The organism is Nocardia sp. NPDC004722 (genome assembly GCF_053601505.1).
This window is the reverse complement of the sequence record NZ_JBSGBY010000086.1, coordinates 1-19,069: the sequence shown is the minus strand read 5'-3', so window position 1 is coordinate 19,069 and position 19,069 is coordinate 1. Positions and strand designations below refer to the sequence as shown.

The 19,069-nt window shown below is 69.0% G+C and carries 18 protein-coding genes and 2 pseudogenes; 16 read left to right on the top strand and 4 right to left on the bottom strand.

Translation table 11 applies throughout. From position 1 onward, the window contains the following. The first annotated feature begins 271 nt into the window (after nt 1-271). The 11 genes from ACWELQ_RS11825 to ftsW all read left to right on the top strand — a co-directional run bounded on the left by ACWELQ_RS11825 (nt 272) and on the right by ftsW (nt 13,214). The gene (locus ACWELQ_RS11825) at nt 272-712 is read left to right on the top strand and encodes an SAV_6107 family HEPN domain-containing protein (RefSeq protein ID WP_452397008.1); all 441 of its coding nucleotides are present in this window, start codon (nt 272-274) and stop codon (nt 710-712) included. A 125-nt stretch (nt 713-837) separates the two neighbouring features. Then, nucleotides 838-1,263 (top strand): DUF3040 domain-containing protein, encoded by a 426-nt coding sequence (locus tag ACWELQ_RS11820; RefSeq protein WP_452397007.1) that lies wholly within the window; start codon nt 838-840, stop codon nt 1,261-1,263. Between the two features lie 421 nt (nt 1,264-1,684). After that, nucleotides 1,685-2,116: a division/cell wall cluster transcriptional repressor MraZ gene (gene mraZ, locus ACWELQ_RS11815; RefSeq protein WP_379364248.1), complete on the top strand. Its 432-nt coding sequence runs from the start codon at nt 1,685-1,687 to the stop codon at nt 2,114-2,116. Between the two features lie 166 nt (nt 2,117-2,282). Beyond that, nucleotides 2,283-3,296, top strand: coding sequence for a 16S rRNA (cytosine(1402)-N(4))-methyltransferase RsmH (gene rsmH, locus ACWELQ_RS11810; RefSeq protein WP_452397006.1), 1,014 nt, complete (start codon nt 2,283-2,285; stop codon nt 3,294-3,296). A 91-nt stretch (nt 3,297-3,387) separates the two neighbouring features. After that, nucleotides 3,388-4,068, top strand: coding sequence for a hypothetical protein (locus ACWELQ_RS11805; protein WP_452397005.1), 681 nt, complete (start codon nt 3,388-3,390; stop codon nt 4,066-4,068). Between the two features lie 64 nt (nt 4,069-4,132). Further along, nucleotides 4,133-6,091 (top strand): peptidoglycan D,D-transpeptidase FtsI family protein, encoded by a 1,959-nt coding sequence (locus tag ACWELQ_RS11800; RefSeq protein ID WP_452397004.1) that lies wholly within the window; start codon nt 4,133-4,135, stop codon nt 6,089-6,091. 156 nt (nt 6,092-6,247) lie between these two features. Then, entirely contained in the window at nt 6,248-7,876 is a 1,629-nt protein-coding gene (locus ACWELQ_RS11795; RefSeq protein ID WP_452397003.1) for a UDP-N-acetylmuramoyl-L-alanyl-D-glutamate--2,6-diaminopimelate ligase, read from the top strand. Then, nucleotides 7,873-9,357, top strand: coding sequence for a UDP-N-acetylmuramoyl-tripeptide--D-alanyl-D-alanine ligase (locus ACWELQ_RS11790; RefSeq protein WP_452397002.1), 1,485 nt, complete (start codon nt 7,873-7,875; stop codon nt 9,355-9,357). The genes ACWELQ_RS11795 and ACWELQ_RS11790 overlap by 4 nt, the downstream gene beginning before the upstream one ends. Next, nucleotides 9,354-10,430, top strand: coding sequence for a phospho-N-acetylmuramoyl-pentapeptide-transferase (gene mraY, locus ACWELQ_RS11785; RefSeq protein ID WP_452397001.1), 1,077 nt, complete (start codon nt 9,354-9,356; stop codon nt 10,428-10,430). The genes ACWELQ_RS11790 and mraY overlap by 4 nt, the downstream gene beginning before the upstream one ends. 49 nt (nt 10,431-10,479) lie before the next feature. Next, nucleotides 10,480-11,922, top strand: coding sequence for a UDP-N-acetylmuramoyl-L-alanine--D-glutamate ligase (gene murD / locus ACWELQ_RS11780; RefSeq protein WP_452397011.1), 1,443 nt, complete (start codon nt 10,480-10,482; stop codon nt 11,920-11,922). Beyond that, nucleotides 11,919-13,214 carry a putative lipid II flippase FtsW gene (ftsW, locus tag ACWELQ_RS11775; RefSeq protein WP_452397000.1) on the top strand — a complete coding sequence of 432 codons (1,296 nt, stop codon included), beginning with the start codon at nt 11,919-11,921 and terminating at the stop codon, nt 13,212-13,214. The genes murD and ftsW overlap by 4 nt, the downstream gene beginning before the upstream one ends. Nucleotides 13,215-13,654: 440 nt before the next feature. On the opposite strand, the pseudogene ACWELQ_RS11770 reads toward ftsW, so the two are convergent. The 3 genes and pseudogenes from ACWELQ_RS11770 to ACWELQ_RS11760 all read right to left on the bottom strand — a co-directional run. Beyond that, nucleotides 13,655-14,014, bottom strand: a pseudogene (locus tag ACWELQ_RS11770) (MlaD family protein); the annotation flags it as partial. 4 nt (nt 14,015-14,018) lie between these two features. Next, entirely contained in the window at nt 14,019-14,885 is an 867-nt protein-coding gene (locus tag ACWELQ_RS11765) for an ABC transporter permease (RefSeq protein ID WP_452396999.1), read from the bottom strand. Further along, nucleotides 14,885-15,736 carry an MlaE family ABC transporter permease gene (locus ACWELQ_RS11760; protein WP_452396998.1) on the bottom strand — a complete coding sequence of 284 codons (852 nt, stop codon included), beginning with the start codon at nt 15,734-15,736 and terminating at the stop codon, nt 14,885-14,887. The genes ACWELQ_RS11765 and ACWELQ_RS11760 overlap by 1 nt, the downstream gene beginning before the upstream one ends. Before the next feature lie 241 nt (nt 15,737-15,977). On the opposite strand from ACWELQ_RS11760, the gene ACWELQ_RS11755 reads away from it, so the two are divergent. The 4 genes from ACWELQ_RS11755 (at nt 15,978) to ACWELQ_RS11740 (ending at nt 18,569) form a co-directional block, all read left to right on the top strand. Next, entirely contained in the window at nt 15,978-16,181 is a 204-nt protein-coding gene (locus tag ACWELQ_RS11755) for a cold-shock protein (RefSeq protein WP_452397010.1), read from the top strand. Between the two features lie 208 nt (nt 16,182-16,389). Beyond that, a complete protein-coding gene (locus ACWELQ_RS11750) occupies nt 16,390-17,295 on the top strand; it encodes an SAM-dependent methyltransferase (RefSeq protein WP_452397009.1) in 906 nt (301 codons plus the stop codon). Continuing rightward, nucleotides 17,295-18,239 (top strand): diguanylate cyclase domain-containing protein, encoded by a 945-nt coding sequence (locus tag ACWELQ_RS11745; protein WP_452396997.1) that lies wholly within the window; start codon nt 17,295-17,297, stop codon nt 18,237-18,239. Before ACWELQ_RS11750 ends, ACWELQ_RS11745 begins: the two co-directional genes overlap by 1 nt. A gap of 108 nt (nt 18,240-18,347) precedes the next feature. Further along, the gene (locus ACWELQ_RS11740; protein ID WP_452396996.1) at nt 18,348-18,569 is read left to right on the top strand and encodes a hypothetical protein; all 222 of its coding nucleotides are present in this window, start codon (nt 18,348-18,350) and stop codon (nt 18,567-18,569) included. 79 nt (nt 18,570-18,648) lie between these two features. On the opposite strand, the gene ACWELQ_RS11735 is transcribed toward ACWELQ_RS11740, so the two are convergent. Further along, nucleotides 18,649-18,969, bottom strand: coding sequence for a dihydrofolate reductase family protein (locus tag ACWELQ_RS11735; RefSeq protein ID WP_452396995.1), 321 nt, complete (start codon nt 18,967-18,969; stop codon nt 18,649-18,651). 8 nt (nt 18,970-18,977) lie between these two features. Between ACWELQ_RS11735 and ACWELQ_RS11730 the strand changes: the two are divergent. Next, nucleotides 18,978-19,069 (top strand): annotated as a pseudogene (locus ACWELQ_RS11730) (16S rRNA (guanine(527)-N(7))-methyltransferase RsmG); the annotation flags it as partial.

Below are 19,069 nucleotides of genomic sequence, written 5' to 3'. Positions count from 1 at the left end.
GTCGCGGCCGACATATCGACCACCACGGGCGCAGGTGTCGGTTTCGGTGTGACTGCGGTCATCGGCTGGACGCAACTCCCCGTTGGCGCGGACGGATGAATCGACAGTAGCGCCACGGCGGGCGACTCAACTTGTCGGTGGGTCTCTCTATATTCAAACCCAAGAGCAACCTTCGAATACCTGTTCGATCTTTCTGTCGGGCGAAATGCCTGGTGCGGGACCGCTGTCCTTATAGATACGAATCGGGTGGGCGAGTGGGGAGGTACCCGAAATGAGCGGGAAAACTGAACGACCGGGCCATCCCGGCCGCGCCGGCGAGCTGCTGCGCAAGGCGGATGGGCTGCTGGCCGAGGCGCAGGGGGAGCCGGATCCGGCGGAGCGTTTCCGCGTCGCCTACCTCGCGGCCCTGCGCGGGGCGGGCGCGGTGCTGGCCCTCACCGGCGCAGACCGCGCGCCCCGCGCGCGTTCTCGCAACGCCTGGGTCCTGATGCAGCGCGCGGCACCGGAATTCGTGATGTGGGCGGACTACTTCACCGGGCAGTCCGAGACCCGCGCCGCCCTCGAAGCGGGGTTGCCGAGACCGGTCGATGATCGCCGGGCCGACGAGTTTGCTTCGCGGGTAGGCGCATTCCTGCACGACGTGGCGGATCTGCTGGCCACGGCGGCCCGGTCGCACCCCGGTTCGGGCTGGGTAACGGGAATGCTGGCGTGAGTATCGGCGAGTAGGTGGTCGCGGTCTGATCGAACTCGTATTATTGGTGGCAGACAGCCGCCAAGGTCGGCTATCCGTCGTCTACCCGGAGGCGACAGCCACCACCTAGTGCCGGGGGAGGTACCGTGCCACTCTCCGAGCACGAGCAGCGCATGCTCGAACAGATCGAGAGCGCGCTCTATGCTGAGGATCCGAAGTTCGCCTCGACTGTTCGGGGTGGACGGTTACGTTCAGCCACTGGTCGACGCAGACTTCAGGCGGCCGCTCTGTTCGTCCTCGGTCTGTTTCTATTGGTGGCGGGTATCGCCGCGCCGTTCAAGCCCGGCGGGTTCCCGATCATCAGTTTGGTCGGGTTCATCGTCATGTTCGCGGCCGGCGTGCTGTTGCTGATCGGTGGCCCCCGGATGGGCGGGTCGGCGAGCCGCGGCAGTGACGCTCATCCCAGCGCGGGCGGTACGCCCGGCGCGGCGCGCGGTAAGCAGCGCAAGCCGGGCGGTTTCTCCGCTCGGATGGAAGATCGCTTCCGTAAGAGGTTCGAACAGGACAGTTGACCTGTCCGGTCGGATCGGCCGACAACTGAAGCTCACGACACGCCGTGGCGCCACACCGATTTCGGGTGTGGCGTCACGGCGTTTCGTGTAGGTGCACCCTCGGCGTGTCGGACTGATCCACGATTCCCCACACTGCCCCACGGGGGTGCCCCACCGGGCCCCACTCGCGCCTGGAATGCCCGCTATCTGCGGGTTTGCTGGCGGTTGTCAGGTGCTCTCCGGCGCGCGTCGCGCGTGTCGGGGGAACTGCGCGAAATCTCCCCCACCTCGGTGATAGCTGGTGTGACCTGCGAAGTTCGCCAAGCGGGGACCGAGATCACCGACGCTTTCGATTGAAAGTGGGGGAAAGTGGGGTAATGTGGAGCCCGCACTACAGGAGGCCGAACAGTCGAGAGGGTGATCCGGTAGGAGGTGGCGAGGCTTGTTTCTCGGTACCTATACCCCTCGGTTGGACGACAAAGGGCGACTGACGTTGCCTGCGAAGTTCCGGGACGAGCTGGCGGGAGGGTTGATGGTCACGAAGGGACAAGACCACAGCCTTGCCGTGTACCCCAAAGACGAGTTCACCGCGTTAGCGCGGAGAGCCGCGGCGGCATCCCGATCGAACCCGCAGGCCCGAGCATTCGTCCGGGCCTTGGCGGCTTCCAGTGATGAGCAACGTCCGGACGCACAGGGCCGGATCGTGCTGTCGGCAGAGCACCGCCGCTACGCCAATCTCTCCAAGGATTGCGTGGTGATCGGCTCGGTCGACTTCCTCGAGATATGGGACAAGACGGCCTGGGATTCCTACCTCGCCGAGCACGAGGAGGACTACTCGCAGGCCAGAGACGAGTCGCTGGGCGGGATCTTCTAGCCGGCGGCGAGGCGAGTGCCCTGCGGCCTCTGCCCGACACCGACCCTGACGTACTTCCCCAACGCCAGGTGCGGTGCTTCGGTCAGAGACCACGGGGCATTCGCTTACTTTCGAAGGTCGTTCTCGACGAGGCGACGGTTGCCGCCGACCTACGTAGTCGTGCGAAATGAACGTGAGGCAGGAATTCCGGGAGGTCCAGGTGCACCGAGGCAGTGACGGTCCCCGCCATGTTCCGGTTCTCCTGCACCGCGCCGACGAAATACTCGGTCCCGCACTGCATTCCGAGGGCGCGGTCTACCTGGACTGCACACTGGGGCTCGGCGGTCACGCCGAGTACTTCCTGCAGACCTACCCGAACATCCGCCTGGTCGGCCTGGATCGCGACACCACCGCGCTGAAGCTCGCGGGGGAGCGACTATCGCCGTTCCAGGACCGGATCACCCTGGTACACACCCGATACGACGGGATCCCGGACGCGCTCGAGCAGGCCGGGCTGGCCGAGACCGGTTCGGTCCACGCGATTCTGATGGATCTGGGTGTGTCCTCCATGCAGCTGGACGAGGCCGATCGCGGCTTCGCCTACTCCATCGACGCGCCCCTGGACATGCGGATGGACTCCAGTACCGGCCCCACCGCCGCCGACGTGCTCAATACCTACAGCCACGGCGAGCTGGCCCGAGTGCTGAAAACCTATGGCGAGGAACGATTCGCGGGCAAGATCGCCTCCGAGATCGTGCGCCGTCGCCAGCGCACCCCGTTCACCACCAGCGCGCAACTGGTGGAAGTGCTCTACGACACCATTCCCGCCGCGGCCCGGCGCACCGGCGGGCATCCGGCCAAGCGCACCTTCCAGGCGCTGCGGGTGGAGGTGAACAGAGAGCTGGAATCCCTGGAGGCCGCGCTGCCCGCCGCGCTGGACGCGCTGGCCCCGGGCGGGCGCATCGTGGTGATGAGCTATCAGTCCCTCGAGGACCGGGTGGTGAAGGTGGAGCTGGCCAAGCGCTCAGCCTCCCGCACCCCGCTGGACCTGCCGGTCGAATTGCCCGGCATGGGACCGGAATTCAAGATCCTGACCCGGGGTGCGGAGAAGGCGACCCAGCAGGAGATCGACGAGAACCCGCGGGCCGCCCCGGTGCGCATGCGGGCGGCGGAACGGATCGCAGGGGAGGACCGGTCGTGAGGTTGCGGGAAGAGCCGAGAACGCGGGGAGCGCTGGGTTCGGCGCGCGGTGAGCGATGGCGGTCGCACACCCGCTGGATCGGGGTCGCCCTATGACGATCCAGAAGCAGGCGGCGGGCCGGGGGACACGCCGCGCGCAGGCCGCCGAGGGTGTGAAAAAGGGTGCGGCGCAACGGGCTTACGCGCGTCGCCGCAATCGTGCGGGCGGCCGGGCCGAGATTCCGGGCATGCGCCGGGGCCGGCGCAGCGATGCGATGCCGCGCGGGCGGATGTCCTTCGTGGCCACCATCATCGCGCTGCTGGGCTGCGGTTTGGCCCTGACCCTGCTGCTGACCACCCGCGCCACCGAGGACAGCTATCAGCTCGGTGATCAGCGCCGCGCCAACCAGAAGCTCTCCGACGAACGTGACGCCCTGCAACGCGAGGTCGCCGCTGCCGATTCGGCTCCCGAATTGGCCCAGCGCGCCGCGGAACTCGGCATGATCCCGGCCAAGGATCCGGCCCGCCTGGTGATCGCGCCGGACGGCCAGGTCATCGTGATCGGCAATCCGCAGCCCGCGCAGGGCAACCCGGTGCCGCCGCTCAACACCACGCCGCCCGCCGCGACGCAGCCGCCCAAACCGGGCCAGCCGCAGGCCGATCGCGTGGTCCCGGTGACCACCACCCCGGCCGCGCCCGTCGCGCCGACCACCACCGCCGCGAATCCCGTTCCGGCGGCTCCGATCCCGACGCCGCAGAACCCGCAGGTCCAGGCGAACGGAGCGCCGCGATGACCGGCGCTCGCGTGCTCCCGCGCCCGGCCCCCGCCATTCCCGGGATGACGATCGGGGTTGGTCGATGAGTCCGACCCGCGCGGGGCGCGGGCGCGAATCCGGTCGCGGGCGGTCCGATCCGGGCCGGGCACGGACCTCGACCGGGCGTAACCGGTCGGGTTCGGGGCGGGCGAGTTCCGGGCCGGGGCGGCAGTCCAGACCGCGGCCCGCTCCGGGGCTGGACTCGGGTACGCGATTCCGGTTCGGGGTGGGCCGGTTGGTCATGCTGGTGGCCCTGGTCGTGGCCGCCATCCAATTGTTGTGGGTGCAGAGCGTTTCCGCGCCGAAGCTGTCGGCGGAGGCGGCGAGCCAGCGGTCGACGACGGTGCCGGATCCGGCCACCCGCGGTGCGATCACGGACCGCTACGGGCGGTCGCTGGCGTTCACGATCGCGGCCAAACAGCTGAGCTTCCGCCCGCTGGTGGTGCGCAAGGATCTCGCGGACGCCTACGAGAAGAATCCGCAGACCGCGCCGAATCCCGACGACCGGCTGGCGGCCATCGCCAAGTACATGCACGAGAAGCTCGGCAACGCGGCGATCGAGAAGGACATCCTCGCCCAGTTGAAGAGTGACGAGCCGTTCGTCTATCTGGTGCGCAACGTGGATCCGCGGATCGCCGCCGACATCACCCTGAAGTTTCCGGAGATCGGCCAGGACCGTCAGGACATGCGCCAGTATCCCGGGGGATCGTTGGCCGCCAATGTGATCGGCGCGACCGGCTGGGACGGGCACGGTCAGATCGGCCTGGAATCCTCGATGGACGCGCAGCTGGCGGGCACCGACGGTTCGCTCACCTACGACCGCGGCTCCGACGGCGCGGTGATCCCGGGCTCGTGGCGTGACCGCCACCCCGCGGTCAACGGCTCCGGTCTGGAGCTGACCCTCGACTCGGACCTGCAGTACTACGTGCAGCAGCAGGTGCAGCAGGCCAAGGATCTCTCCGGCGCGGGCGCGGCCTCGGCGGTGGTGCTGGACGTGCACACCGGCCAGGTGCTGGCCATGGCCAACGACAACACCTTCAACCCCTCCCTGGACCCGGCCACCTGGGCCACCACCGACCTGGGCAACCCGTCGGTGCAGGAGGTGTTCGAGCCCGGCTCGGTGAACAAGATCGTCACCGCGGCCGCGGCCATCGAGTACGGCGTCACCAATCCCGATGAGGTGCTGGATGTTCCGGGCGCCATCAATATGGGCGGTGTCACCGTGCACGACGCCTGGGTGCACGGCAACGCGCCCTACACCACCACCGGCGTCTTCGGTAAGTCCTCGAACGTGGGCACGCTCATGCTGGCCCAGCGGGTCGGCGAGGACCGCTGGTACGACATGGTGAAGCGCTTCGGCATCGGCCAGCGCACCGGCGTCGGGCTGCCCGGCGAGAGCGCGGGCGTGCTGCCCTCGCGGGATCAGTGGTCGGGCTCCACCTTCGCCAACCTGCCCATCGGACAGGGCCTTTCGATGACGACCCTGCAGATGACCGCCATGTACCAGGCCATCGCCAACGACGGCGTGCGGATTCCGCCGCGCATCGTGAAGGCCCGTATCGCCCCGGACGGCGCCCGCACCGAGGAAGAGCCGCCCGACAGCGTCAAGGTGGTGAGCCCGCAGACCGCCCGCACGCTGCGGCAGATGTTCGAGTCGGTGGTGCAGAAGGATCCCAACGGCGGCAACCAGACCGGCACCGGCACTCAGGCCGCCATCGAGGGCTATCAGGTGGCGGGCAAGACCGGCACCGCCCAGCAGGTCGACCCGAAGTGCCACTGCTATTCGGCCGACCGCTACTGGATCACCTTCGCGGGCATGGCACCCGCCGACAATCCGCGCTACGTGATCGGCATGATGCTGGACGCGCCGGTGCGCAGTTCCGACGGCAGCGGCGGCGGCTCGGCCGCGCCGCTGTTCCACAGCATCGCCTCGTGGCTGCTGCAGCGGGATCGGATTCCGCCGTCGCCGCCCGCCAAACCGCTGGTTCTGCAGGCGAGTTAGAGCAGGGATCGGATGGTAGTGACGCATGCCGTGACCGAACTACGCCGTGCCGATCGCCCGGCGATCGAACACAGGTAACCTGACACGTCGATCCGGTCCGCCGGACCGTTCTTCTTGTATGACCGCCTTGATCGACAGCCATCGGAGAGGAGCTTCGTGCCCGCGCAGTCCAGCCAGCAGGTGCTTCGGCCCGCTGCCCCGGCAGTGACCAGCCTGCGCACGGTGGTGGAGCTCACGGGCGCGAGCAGCGCCGCGGGCCCGGAAGGTCTGGAGAACATCCAGGTCACCGGTATCGAGCAGCGCTCCAACGCGGTTCGCGCGGGCGACTTGTTCGCCGGTCTCGCCGGAGCGCACGCGCACGGCGCGCGTTTCGCCCACGACGCGGTGGAACGGGGCGCGGTCGCGGTCCTCACCGACGCGGCGGGCGCGGAGCTGATCGGCGAGATCGCGGTGCCCGTGCTGGTGCACGACGCGCCGCGGACCGTGCTCGGCGAGTTGTCGTCGGCCCTTTACGGTGACCCGTCACGCAAACTCCGCATCGTCGGCATCACCGGCACCTCCGGCAAGACCACCACCTCGTACCTGGTGGAGGCGGGACTCGCCGCGGCCGGGCTGCGCACCGCGCTCATCGGCACCATCGAGACCCGCATCGGCGGCGTCCGGGTGCCCTCGGCGCTGACCACCCCCGAGGCTCCGCAGCTGCACGCCATGTTCGCGCTCATGGTCGAGCAGGGCGTGGACGCGGTCGTGATGGAGGTGTCCAGTCACGCGCTGGCGCTGGGCCGGGTGGACGGGGTGAGCTTCGCGGTCGGCGGGTTCACCAACCTGTCCCAGGACCACCTCGACTTCCACGCTGATTTCGAGGACTACTTCGCCGCCAAGCGCCGCCTGTTCATCCCGGACGGTCCGGACTCGGCCGCCTCGCCGCGCCCGTCGGTGGCCGCGGCGGTGTCGGTGATCTGCGTCGACGATCAGTGGGGGCAGCGCCTGGCGGGCGAGATCCGCGACGACCTGGCGGGCTCGGTGGACCGGTTGCGTACGGTGTCCACCCGCGACGGCGTGGTCGCCGACTGGACGGCCGGTGCGGCGACGGCCGGCGCCGGCGGCACCCAGGAGTTCACCGCGTCGGGGCCGCATGTCAATGTGGATGTGCGCCTGCGGCTTCCGGGTGCGTACAACATCGCCAATGGACTGCTGGCGGTCGCGGTGTGCGCGGCGGCCGGGGTCGAAGCGGAGACCGCCGCCGCGGCGCTCGGCGCGGTCGACGTGCCGGGCCGGATGCAGCGGGTCGATGAGGGCCAGGAGTTTCTGGCCGTGGTGGATTACGCGCACAAGCCCGCCGCCATCGAATCGGTGGTGGCGACCTTGCGCACGTGGTTGGCCGAGCAGGGGACGGGACGTCTGGCGATAGTGGTGGGCGCGGGCGGTGATCGCGATGCCGGCAAGCGGCCCTTGATGGGTGCGGCGGCGGCGCGCGGCAGCGACCTGGCCATCATTACCGACGACAATCCGCGCAGCGAGGACCCGGCGGCCATTCGCGCCGCGGTGCTCGCCGGCGCCGAACAGGTGCCGGACGCGGAACGCGGTGAGGTCCGGGAGGTGGGGGACCGGGCGGACGCGATCGCCGCCGCCGTCGCTTGGGCGCAGCCCGGCGACGTGGTGCTGATCGCGGGCAAGGGACATGAGACAGGGCAGGAGATTTCAGGAGTGAAGCATCCGTTCGACGACCGCGAGGTACTCGCGGCCGCCCTGTCGGAAAAGACGAGGGACCTGACGCATTCATGATCGAGATGACTTTGCGGGAGATCGCGGAGGTCGTCGGCGGCACGCTGCACGACGCCCCGGACCCCGACGCCAGGGTCACCGGCTCGGCCGAGTTCGATTCGCGCCGAATCGGTTCCGGTGACCTGTTCCTGGCATTGCCGGGCGAGCGCGCCGACGGCCACGACTTCGCGGCGCGCGCCGTCGAGGCGGGTGCGGTCGCGGTGCTGGCCGCCCGGCCGGTCGGCGTGCCCGCCATCGTGGTGGAGCCCCGGCCCGGCAATACGCGCGCCATCGCGCTGGCCCACGACACCGACGGTTCCGGCGCCGCCGTGCTGGACGCGCTCGCCGCGCTGGCCCGGGCGAGCGTGGACCGCCTGGTCGCCGCGGGCAGCCTGACCGTCGTCGGCGTCACCGGCTCCTCCGGCAAGACCTCCACCAAGGATCTGATCGCCGCGGTGCTCGCGCCGCTGGGATCCGTTGTGGCCCCGCCCGGTTCGTTCAACAACGAGCTGGGCCACCCGTGGACCGCGCTACGCGCCGACGCGGACACCCGCTTCCTGGTCCTGGAGCTGTCCGCGCGGGGACCGGGACACATCAAGGCGCTCACCGAGATCGCCCCGCCCGGAATCGGCGTCGTGCTCAATGTCGGCACCGCGCACCTGGGCGAGTTCGGCAGCCGCGAGGTGATCGCGCAGGCCAAAGGTGAACTCGTCGAAGCGCTTCCGGCTTCCGGTCTCGCCGTGCTGAACCTCGACGATCACCTGGTGGCCAAGATGGCCGAGCGGACCCGCGCCCGCGTGGTCACCGTCGGCCAGGCCGCCAACGCCGATGTGCGCGCCTCGGATGTCCTACTCGACGAGCAGGCCCGCGCGCGATTCACCTTGCACGCCAACGGCGAATCCATCGACGTCCAGCTGGCCGTGCACGGTGAGCACCAGGTCGGCAACGCGCTTTCCGCGGCTGCTGTCGCCCTCGACCAGGGCGCGAGCCTGGCGACCATCGCGCAGGCGCTGTCCGGTGCGGCCGCCGTGTCGGCCCGCCGCATGGACGTGCGCACCCGCGCCGACGGCGTCACCGTCGTCAACGACTCCTACAACGCCAACCCGGATTCGGTGCGGGCCGCGCTCAAGGCACTGGTCACCATGTCCAAGGCGGGTACCGAGCCGCGCCCCAGCTGGGCGGTGCTCGGCGAAATGGGTGAGCTGGGCGAGGAATCCGTCCTCGAACACGACAAGATCGGCCGCCTGGTGGTGCGCCTCGACGTGGATCGCCTGATCGTCGTCGGCGCGGGCCGTCCGGTGCGCGCCCTGTTCCAGGGCGCGGTGCAGGAGGGTTCCTGGGGCGAGGAAGCCATTCACGTACCCGATATCGAAGCTGCCATCGCGCTGCTGGACGAGGAGCTCGAACCCGGCGCCGTGGTGCTGGTGAAGGCCTCCAAATCCGTTGGCCTGTGGACTGTCGCCGAGCATTTGATCGGTGCGGGCGAGGAGGCCACCCGATGACCCAGATTCTGTTGTCGGCGGCCATCGCGCTGGCCGTCTCCATCCTGCTGACCCCCGTGGTGATCCGCTATTTCGCCAAACAGGGCTTCGGACAGGAGATCCGGGTCGACGGCCCGGAGAGCCACAAGGCCAAGCGCGGCACCCCCACCATGGGCGGCGTCGCCATCATCATCGGCATGTGGGCCGGTTACCTGGGCTCGCACCTGATCTCGATGACCTACGGCGAACCGGGGCCCTCGGCCTCGGGCCTGCTGGTCATGGGCCTGGCCACCGCGCTGGGCTTCGTCGGCTTCCTCGACGACCTGATCAAGCTGCGCAAGCAGCGCAATCTGGGGCTGACGGCGGCCGGCAAGTACATCGGCCAGCTCACCTCGGCGGTCGTGTTCGGCGTGCTGGCACTGCAATTCCGCAACATGCACGGCCTCACGCCCGGCGACAAGCACCTGTCCTACACCCGCGACATCAATACGGTGACGCTGTGGCTGCCGTTCTTCCTGGCGTTCGTGTGCCTGATCGTGGTGGCCTGGTCCAACGCGGTCAACCTGACCGACGGCCTGGACGGTCTGGCCGCGGGCTCGATGAGTCTCGTGCTGGGCGCGTACATGATCATCACCTTCTGGCAGTGGCGCAATTCCTGTGCCTCGCACGCGGTCGCGGGCTGCTACCAGGTCCGTGATCCACTGGATCTGGCACTGGTGTGCGCCGCGGGCGGCGCGGCCTGCATCGGCTTCCTGTGGTGGAATGCCGCGCCCGCCAAGATCTTCATGGGCGACACCGGTTCGCTGATGCTGGGCGGGCTGCTCGCGGGCCTGTCCATCACGACCCGTACCGAGCTGCTCATGGTCGTGATCGGCGCGCTGTTCGTGGCCGAGACCGCCTCGGTGGTGCTGCAGGTGGCGGTCTTCCGCACCACCCGCAACCGACTGTTCAAGATGGCACCGTTCCATCACCACTTCGAGCTGAGCGGGTGGGCCGAGACCTCGGTGATCATCCGGTTCTGGTTGCTGGCCGGTATGGCCTCGGCGATCGGACTGGGCCTGTTCTACAGCGAATACCTCTCTGCGGCAGGGTGAGTGAGCAATGTCCGAACATTCTCCGAGGGTCCTGCGTTCACCGGGGCCCATGCTGGAATTCCTGCGCGGCCGTGATGTGCTGGTGGCCGGTTGGGGCGTCTCCGGGCGCTCGCTGATCGAGCCGCTCCAGGACATCGGCGCGCGCCCGATCGTCACCGACGGCGGGGAGAAGGCGCTGGCTGAGGCCGCCGAACTCGGCCTGGAAACCGCCACCGCCGCCGATCTGCTGCAACCCGATGCGCTGCAACGCTTCGCGCTGGTGATCACCAGCCCGGGCTGGCGGCCGGATTCGCCGGTGCTGGCGTCCGCCGTCACCGAGGGCATCCCCGTCTGGGGCGATGTCGAGTTCGCCTGGTGGGTGGATCAGGCTCGCATCTACGGGCCGGTGCGCAAATGGCTGGTGATCACCGGCACCAACGGCAAGACCACCACCACCCAGATGACGCACTCGATTCTGCGTGCCGCCGGGATCGCCTCGGTGGCCTGCGGCAATATCGGCCTGCCCATCCTGGACGCGCTGCGCCGCAGTCCCGGTCCGCAGATCCTCGCGGTGGAACTGTCCTCGTTCCAGCTGCACTGGGCCCCGTCGGTGCGCCCGGAGGCGGGCGTGGTGCTGAATGTGGCCGAGGATCACCTGGATTGGCACGGCGGCCTGGACGCCTACGCCGCGGCCAAGGCCCGCGCGCTGACGGGACGGGTCGGCGTGGTCGGCCTGGACGACGCGGTCGCCGCGTCGCTGGCGCGAAAGTCCAAGGCGCGCCGCACCGTCGGCTTCCGCATCGGCGTGCCCGCCGACGGTGAACTCGGCGTGGTGGACGGCAAACTGCTCGATCGCGCCTTCACCAAGGCCGCCATCCTGGCCGAGGTCGGCGACATCAGCCCGCAGGGTCCCGCCGGGGTGGCCGACGCGCTGGCCGCGGCCGCGCTCACCCGATCCATCGATGTGGCACCGCAGTTCGTGAAGGAGGGCCTGCAGGAGCACAAGGTCGGCCCCCACCGGGCCGCGCACGTGCGAGAGCTGGCGGGCGTCGAGTTCGTCGACGACTCCAAGGCCACCAACCCGCATGCCGCGCGCTCCTCGATCCTGGCCCACCCCGGCGTGGTGTGGGTGGCGGGCGGTCAGCTCAAGGGCGCGGGCGTCGAGGACCTCATCGAGGAGTGCCGCGAACACCTGGTCGCGGCCGTGCTGTTCGGGCAGGACGCGGCCGTGATCGCCGCCGCACTCGCGCGACACGCCCCGGATGTCCCGGTCGTGGAGCTGAACTCGGGGGACGATGCTCGGATGGGTGACCCCTTCACCGAGATCGAACCCGACGCGGTGATGGCGCGCGCGGTGCGCGTGGCGGCCGGATTCGCCCATCGCGGCGATACCGTCCTGCTGGCCCCGGCCGCGGCGTCCCTGGACATGTTCGCCGACTACACGCACCGCGGACGGAGTTTCGCGGCCGCCGTGCAGGCCCTGGACGAGAAGGACATCGGGAGAACCGAATGACGACGACGGCGCCGCGGCGGGCCGGGACCGCTGCCCAGCGCATGCGAACCGGATGGTTCGGGGCCTGGCTGGCCCGCCCGCTGGCGTCGTTCCACCTCGTCGTCGCCATCGCGGTACTGCTCACCGTGCTCGGCCTGGTCATGGTGCTCTCGGCCTCCAGCGTGGAGTCCTATGCCGATGGCAAATCGGCGTATTCGCTGTTCATCCAGCAGACCATGTTCGCCGGGCTGGGCGCGGTGCTGTTCTACATCGCGCTGCGCGTCCCCATGCGGGTGATGCGGCGGCTGTCGTTCCCGGTCTTCGCGCTCTCGGTGGTGCTGCTGGTACTGGTGCTGATCCCGGGCATCGGCACCGAGGTACAGGGCTCGCGGCGCTGGTTCGACCTCGGCGTCGTATCGGTGCAGCCGTCGGAGATCGTGAAAATCACACTGGTGGTGTGGGGTTCGCACCTGCTGGCCTCCCGACAGACCGAAAAGGCCGGGTACAAGGACATTCTCATGCCGCTGGTGCCCGCGGGCCTGCTGGCGTGTTTCCTGGTCGTGCTGGAACCCAACCTGTCGACCACCATCGCGCTGGGCATCGTGCTCACCTCGCTGCTGTGGTTCGGCGGGCTGCCGCTGCGCATGTTCGTGACCATCGCGGTGTCGGGCGGGGTGGCGGCGAGCATCCTCGCGCTCTCGGCCGGCTACCGCTCCGACCGCATGCGCGCGTTCTTCAGCCCGGGCTCCGACCCGCAGGGCATCGGCTATCAGGCCCGGCAGGCCATGTATTCCCTTGCCGACGGCGGGATCTGGGGTCGCGGGCTGGGGCAGTCGCGGGCCAAGTGGAGCTATCTGCCCAACGCGCACAACGACTTCATCTTCGCCATCATCGGCGAGGAGCTCGGATTCCTCGGCTGCGCGCTGGTGCTGGGGCTGTTCGCGCTGTTCGTCTACACCGGGCTGCGCATCGCCACCCGATCGGTGGACCCGTTCATCCGCCTGCTGACCGCCTCGGCCACCACCTGGATCACCGGCCAGGCCCTGATCAATGTCGGCTATGTCGTGGGTTTGCTGCCGGTCACCGGTCTGCAGCTGCCGCTGGTGTCGGCGGGTGGCTCGTCCGCCAGCCCCGGCACCCCGCGCAGGGTCACCGCGACATCGATCGAGGTGCCGCTCGGCCCGGTGGTGAACAGCCGGTCCAAGCGGTCGATCAGCTCCGACAGATTCGCCTGCGCCGCCGCCGGATCCGGGACCATGGCCGCCATCGCCGACAGCAGCGGTGCGAACATGTCGGCGGCCGAACCGAAGTAGGTGCCCAGGGCGTCGGCCAGCGATCCGACGGCGGGGAAGGTCTGGTTGGCGATCATGTTGACCGAGGCGTCGTATTTGGCGCGATCATTCACGAACACCTCGATATTCATGATGGTGTCGAAGAGTTTGAAGGTCGACGAACTGAAATCGCCGAAGCCGCGCAGGAACGACCCGTACTGGTCGATCAGGAACGACGAGGCGTAGCGCTGCGTCTCCGACACCGTGCGCGCCACGGTGACCACCGCCCGCAGCAGCGGCGCGAACGCCCGCAGGTCCGAACTGAACTGGGTGAGCAGGGCGGTGAGCTTCGGGGTGAGCACCTGCGTCGACGTGTCGGTGAGGCTGCGCAGCAGCGCGCCCATGGTGACATCGTCCACGCGCCCGCCCAGATCGATGACCATGCCCGAGCGCAGCGGCGTGCCGCCGGTGCCGGGGCGCACGGTGACGGCGCTGATGCCGAAGAGATTCTCCGGGGCGTAGTCGACGGTGAGCGCGTCGGTCAGCTCGGCGGTCTGGGTGCGGTCGAGATCCAGGCTCAGCAGCTGCCGTCCCTGATCGACCGGTTGCACCGCGGTGATGCGGCCCACCGCCACCCCGTCCAGCCGCACCGTCGTGCCCGGCACGATGCCGTCACCGATCTCGCTGGTGCGCAACTGGATTCGCACCCGGTCGGGGACCGGGGCGTGCGAGTAGGCGTACCACGCCACCACCAGCGCCGCGATCAACGCCACCACCACGACGCCCAGCACGCGTGCGCCGAGGCGGCTCACCGTCACCCCGGGAATCGAATAGTTCGGCATACCCTCACCCCGGGAATTCGATCGCGGAATTGACGCCCCACAGCAGCAGCGTCAGCACCATGTCCAGCGCGATGATGGCGACGAAACTGGCCCGCACCGCGCGGCCCGACGCTATGCCCACGCCTTCCGGGCCGCCGCTGGCGAAGAAGCCGTAATAGCAGTGGATGAGAATCACCGCGACCCCGAAGACCAGAATCTTGACCACCGCCGCGAAAATGTCGTAGCCGCTGGCGAATTGGGCGAAATAGTGACCGTAGATACCGCTGGCCTGACCGTGCAGCAGCACCACCACGGTCGAGCACGACAGGTAGGTCAGGATCAGCGCGATCAGGAAGGTCGGCACGATGGCGACCGCCCCGGCGATGATGCGGGTGGTCACCACGAACGGCACCGAGCGCAGGCCGAGGGATTCCAGTGCGTCGATCTCCTCGGAGATGCGCATGGCCCCGATCTCGGCGGTCATCCGGCAGCCCGCCTGCGCGGCGAACCCGATGGCCGCCGCGATCGGCGCCAGCTCCCGGGTGTTCGCGAACGCCGACACTACGCCGGTGGCCGAACCCAGCCCGATCAGATCCAGCGCCGCGAACGCCTGGATGCCGACGCCCGCGCCGATCGCCAGCCCGAGCACCACCAGCATGGGCACGGTGCCGCCGCCGACGATCAACGACCCACGGCCCCAGGTCATATCGGTGATGGTCCGCAGGGTCTGGCCGCGGTAGCGGCGCAGCGTCAGCGGGATTCCCGCCAGGGCCTGCCATGCGAAACCGAGCATGAACCCGGCCGTCTCCAGCGGCGCCAGCACCGCACCCGGGTCACGCGCCGTGCGAGGCACGAGGCGGAATCCCTTGGGGGTGTACGGAGTCGGCGGCATCAGGCCACCCGCATGGGCAGGAACATCGTCACCACCTGGGTGATCACCAGATTGGCCACGATGATCGCGGCCACCGACAACACCACCGCCGCGTTCACGCCATCGGCGACACCGCGCGGCCCGCCGCGCGCCTCCAGCCCGCGCTGGCAGGCGACGATCACCACCAGAAACCCGAAAAGCAGTGCCTTGCCGAGCGAAATCCAGACATCGTCGAGCACGGTGAACGCGCCGAAGGTGGCCCAGTAGCTGCCCGGGGTCACATTCTGCGCGGCGATCGCCACGAAGTATCCGGCGACCACGCCGACGAAGATGATCAGAATATTGAGCAGCGGTGCGACCAGCAGCATGGCCGCCACGCGGGGAATCACCAGGCGGTGCACGGGATCGATGCCCATCACGCGTAGCGCGTCGATCTCTTCGCGGACGGTGCGTGCGCCGAGGTCGGAGGCGATGGCGGAGGCGCCCGCGCCGCCGAGTAGCAGTCCGGTGGCGATGGGTGCGCCTTGTTGGATGACGCCGAGCCCGCCCGCCGCGCCGATGAGTGAGTCCGCCCCGAGTTGGTGGATGAGGTTGCCGACCTGGACCGAGACCACGACCCCGAACGGCACCGCCATCAGAATGGCGGGCAAGGTGGTGACGGTGATGAGATACCAAGCCTGATACAGCATTTCGCGCCACTGGAACTTGCGTGCGAGCACATCGGCGACGCCGCCGCACACCGACTCCAGGCCCAGGGACACCGTGCGCCCGAAGGTGCGCAGGCTCCCGAGCGCCACGTCGGAGAAGTTCTGCCGGACGATCGCGAGTGCGCTCGGCGTTTCGGAACGCCGCACCGCTGGAACAGGTTTCATTGATACCTCCTCCCTATCGCGCACCCCACTTCACGATCTCACTTCGCCCATCGCCGCGAGCGAAAACGCTCAGCTGTGGCGACAACTGCTCAGCGGTGGCGAGTCCTGCTCGGCCGTCGCGAGATCCGCCCGCCCCCGCCGAGCGCCGCGGGGGACACCGCGCGGCGTGTGCCATGCTGGATGGCGAGCACGGGTAGTTGATGTGATCGCCCGGCTCGCAACAGAAAGCAAAACAAAAAGTATGTCGCAAGGCAGTGTGAAGTGGTTCGACGGCGAAAAGGGCTTCGGTTTCATCGCGCAGGACGGCGGCGGGCCCGACCTTTTCGTTCATTACTCCGAGATTTCCGGCAGCGGCTTCAAGACCCTCGAAGAGGGCCAGCGAGTCGAGTTCGAAATCGGTGAGGGCCGTAAGGGCCCGCAGGCCCAGAGCGTTCGCGCCCTCTGAGAGCCGGTCGAACGGAACCCGCGCCACCCGGCGCGGGTTCCGTGCTTTCCGGGGCTGACAACCCGCTTCCACCTGCGGTGTGGGGCGGATCACTGCAGGGTTGCCCGCCTGCGCCCGCGTGTGTTTCTCGGTAGGCTGATCAACTGGCAGGGCGAGTGCGGGTTTTTCTGTGGGGACAGTTGATCAGTGGTGGGGAGGAAGCGTGTCGATGCAGTCCGAGAACACCGAAGCACGGCAAGCCGGGAACACCGAAACACGGCAAATCGGGAACACCGAGGCGCGGCCGGTCGGGAACCCCGAGGCACGCCAGAGCGAGAACATCGACGCCCGCCCGGAATGGGCACCCCTGACCGTTGATCTGGACCGGCCCAGCGCCGCGCGGGTGTGGGACTACTTCCTGGGCGGCTCGCACAACTTCCAGGTCGATCGCGCCTTCGCCCGCGAGATCATGACCCAGATGCCGAACGCGCCCGTGGTGGCCCGCGAGAATCGCGCCTTCCTGCGCCGGGTGGTCCGCTTCCTCAGCGAGCAGGGCATCACCCAGTTCGTGGACATCGGATCCGGCATCCCCACGGTCGGCAATGTGCACGAGGCCGCGCGCGCCATCCGGCCCGGCGCGCGAGTGGTGTACGTGGACAATGATCCGGTCGCCGTCACCCACGGCCGCGCGCTGCTGCAGGACGATCCGGACACCTTGGTGCTCGAAGGCGATCTGCGCAGGCCCGCCGAATTCCTCGCGCCCGGTGGCGCGGATCAGATCATCGATTTCACCCGGCCGGTCGCGGTGCTGCTGCTCGCGGTCCTGCATTTCGTCCCCGACACCGACGATCCGCACGCGATCATCGCGGGAATCCGCGAGCGGCTGGCCCCCGGCAGCTACCTCGTCATCGTGCACGCCAGTGCCGAAGCCGAGGCCCACCACGCCGTGGAGGACATGTACCGGCGCACCCCGAACCCGGTCATCATGCGGCCGCGCGAGGAAATCCTGCGCATGTTCGACGGATTCGAGCTGGTCGAACCGGGATTGATCGGGCCCTCCGAGTGGCAGCCCGACCCACCGGGCACCCCGGCGCACCTACGCAGCCCCGGCTACGCGGGCGTGGGGCGACTGTGATGACCATGCGGCCGGTGGGCCTGACGCGGTCGGGATCCCCCGACCGCGAGCATGCCCTCCGCCGAGCCGCCGCCGAGTACCTGCGCCTGCTGGCCGCCTCCGGGTACCACCCGACCGATCCCGCGCTGACCACCGAACGCACCACCGAGTTCCTGCGCCAGCTCGACCGAATCAGCCACGAGCGCACCGAGAACGCAGCCGCGGCAAGGATTCTCGGCGCCGAACTGGCCACCGGCGTGCCCGGGCTGCCCACCAGCTCGCGCTTCGTCGGCCCGCTGGCCACTGCGGTCTTGCTGGCCGCGCCGGCCGAGGCCGCCGACACCTGGGCGCTGCACGCCGGGCACGCGGTCGGCGGATACGCCGAGGCGCTGGCCGAACGCGCGCTCGGCGAACACGAGACGATCCTGCGGGCCGCCGTCGCCGCCCGCGAACACCGGATCAGCGAGCTGCAGGACCGGCTGCATCACGCCGCCACCCATGATCGGCTCACCGCCCTGCCCAATCGGTCCATGCTCGAGGCGCATTGCGCCGAGTCGTTGTCCGGGCCGGGGCCCATGGCGATTCTGGTGGTCGATCTGGACGGCTTCAAACAGATCAACGATCGGCACGGCCACCGCGTCGGTGACGAACTGCTCGTCGCCGTCGCCGATCGGCTGCGCGCGGTGACCGGGCCCGAGGATTGCGTATGCCGTTACGGCGGCGACGAATTCGTCATCGCCCTCACCGGCGGGGACGACGCGGCGCACGCCGTCGCCGACCGCATCCTCACCGATATCGCCCAACCGTTCCAGCTCTCGACGGGGGAGGTGCAGATCCGGGCCAGCGTCGGGATCGCGACCACCGCGGCGGGCAACCGCGACGCCCCGAGCCTGATCCACACCGCGGATCGGGCCATGTACACCGCGAAATCCGGTGGCGGGCACCGGCATCACACCGAGCACTGATGCAGGAATGGCGAGGGATCGGCGAAGATTCTACGGGCGTGCAGCTTTTCGGGATCAATGTCTCCGAACGGAGTCTGAAATGTCTAAGTTTCACTACGCTTCGCGCCCATGATCCAAAACACTCGTCGTGCCGGATTCGTCGCCATCGCCCTCGCCGCCCTCCTGGTCGGAGCCGCCGGACCGGCGCTCGCCGACACCCCCTCCGGCTCCTCCACCACCGGTTCCTCCAGCCTCAGCTCCAGCGCCATCACCACGCCGCTGGGCAACTTCTGGACCCAGATCGTCAACACCGTCGGTGTGGCGCTGGGATCCTCCGCGCCCACCCACTGACCCCGCCTCCGGCAGCGGCCTGCCGCGCACCGTACAGCGTTGCGCGGCAGGCTTTTCCGCATTCGGCGGACGACCTCATTCAGCGGACGACATCGAAAACGTTCTTCTGCAAGCCGTTCGCGTAGACCGCGGACTCGACCAGCCGCAACTGCTGCGCATCCTTGTCGGCGTCGCTGAACAGGCGCTTGCCCGCGCCCAGCAGCAGCGGGTACACCAGCAGGTGGTAGCGGTCGATCAGGCCCGCGTCGGACAGGCTCCGGTTCAGCGACGCGCTGCCGTGCACGATGATCGGGCCGCCCTCGGTTTCCTTCAGGGCGGCGACGTCATCGAGGGAACGCAGGATCGTGGTCTCGCCCCAATTCGACACCAGATCCGCTTCTTTGAGGGTGTTGGAGACCACGTACTTGGCCGCTCGCCATCGCCCGGCCCGATCTTCGAATCACCCTGGTGGAGCCGCTGCTGCGCCGGACCGTCTTCCTGGCCGAGTTCGTGGCGGCGGC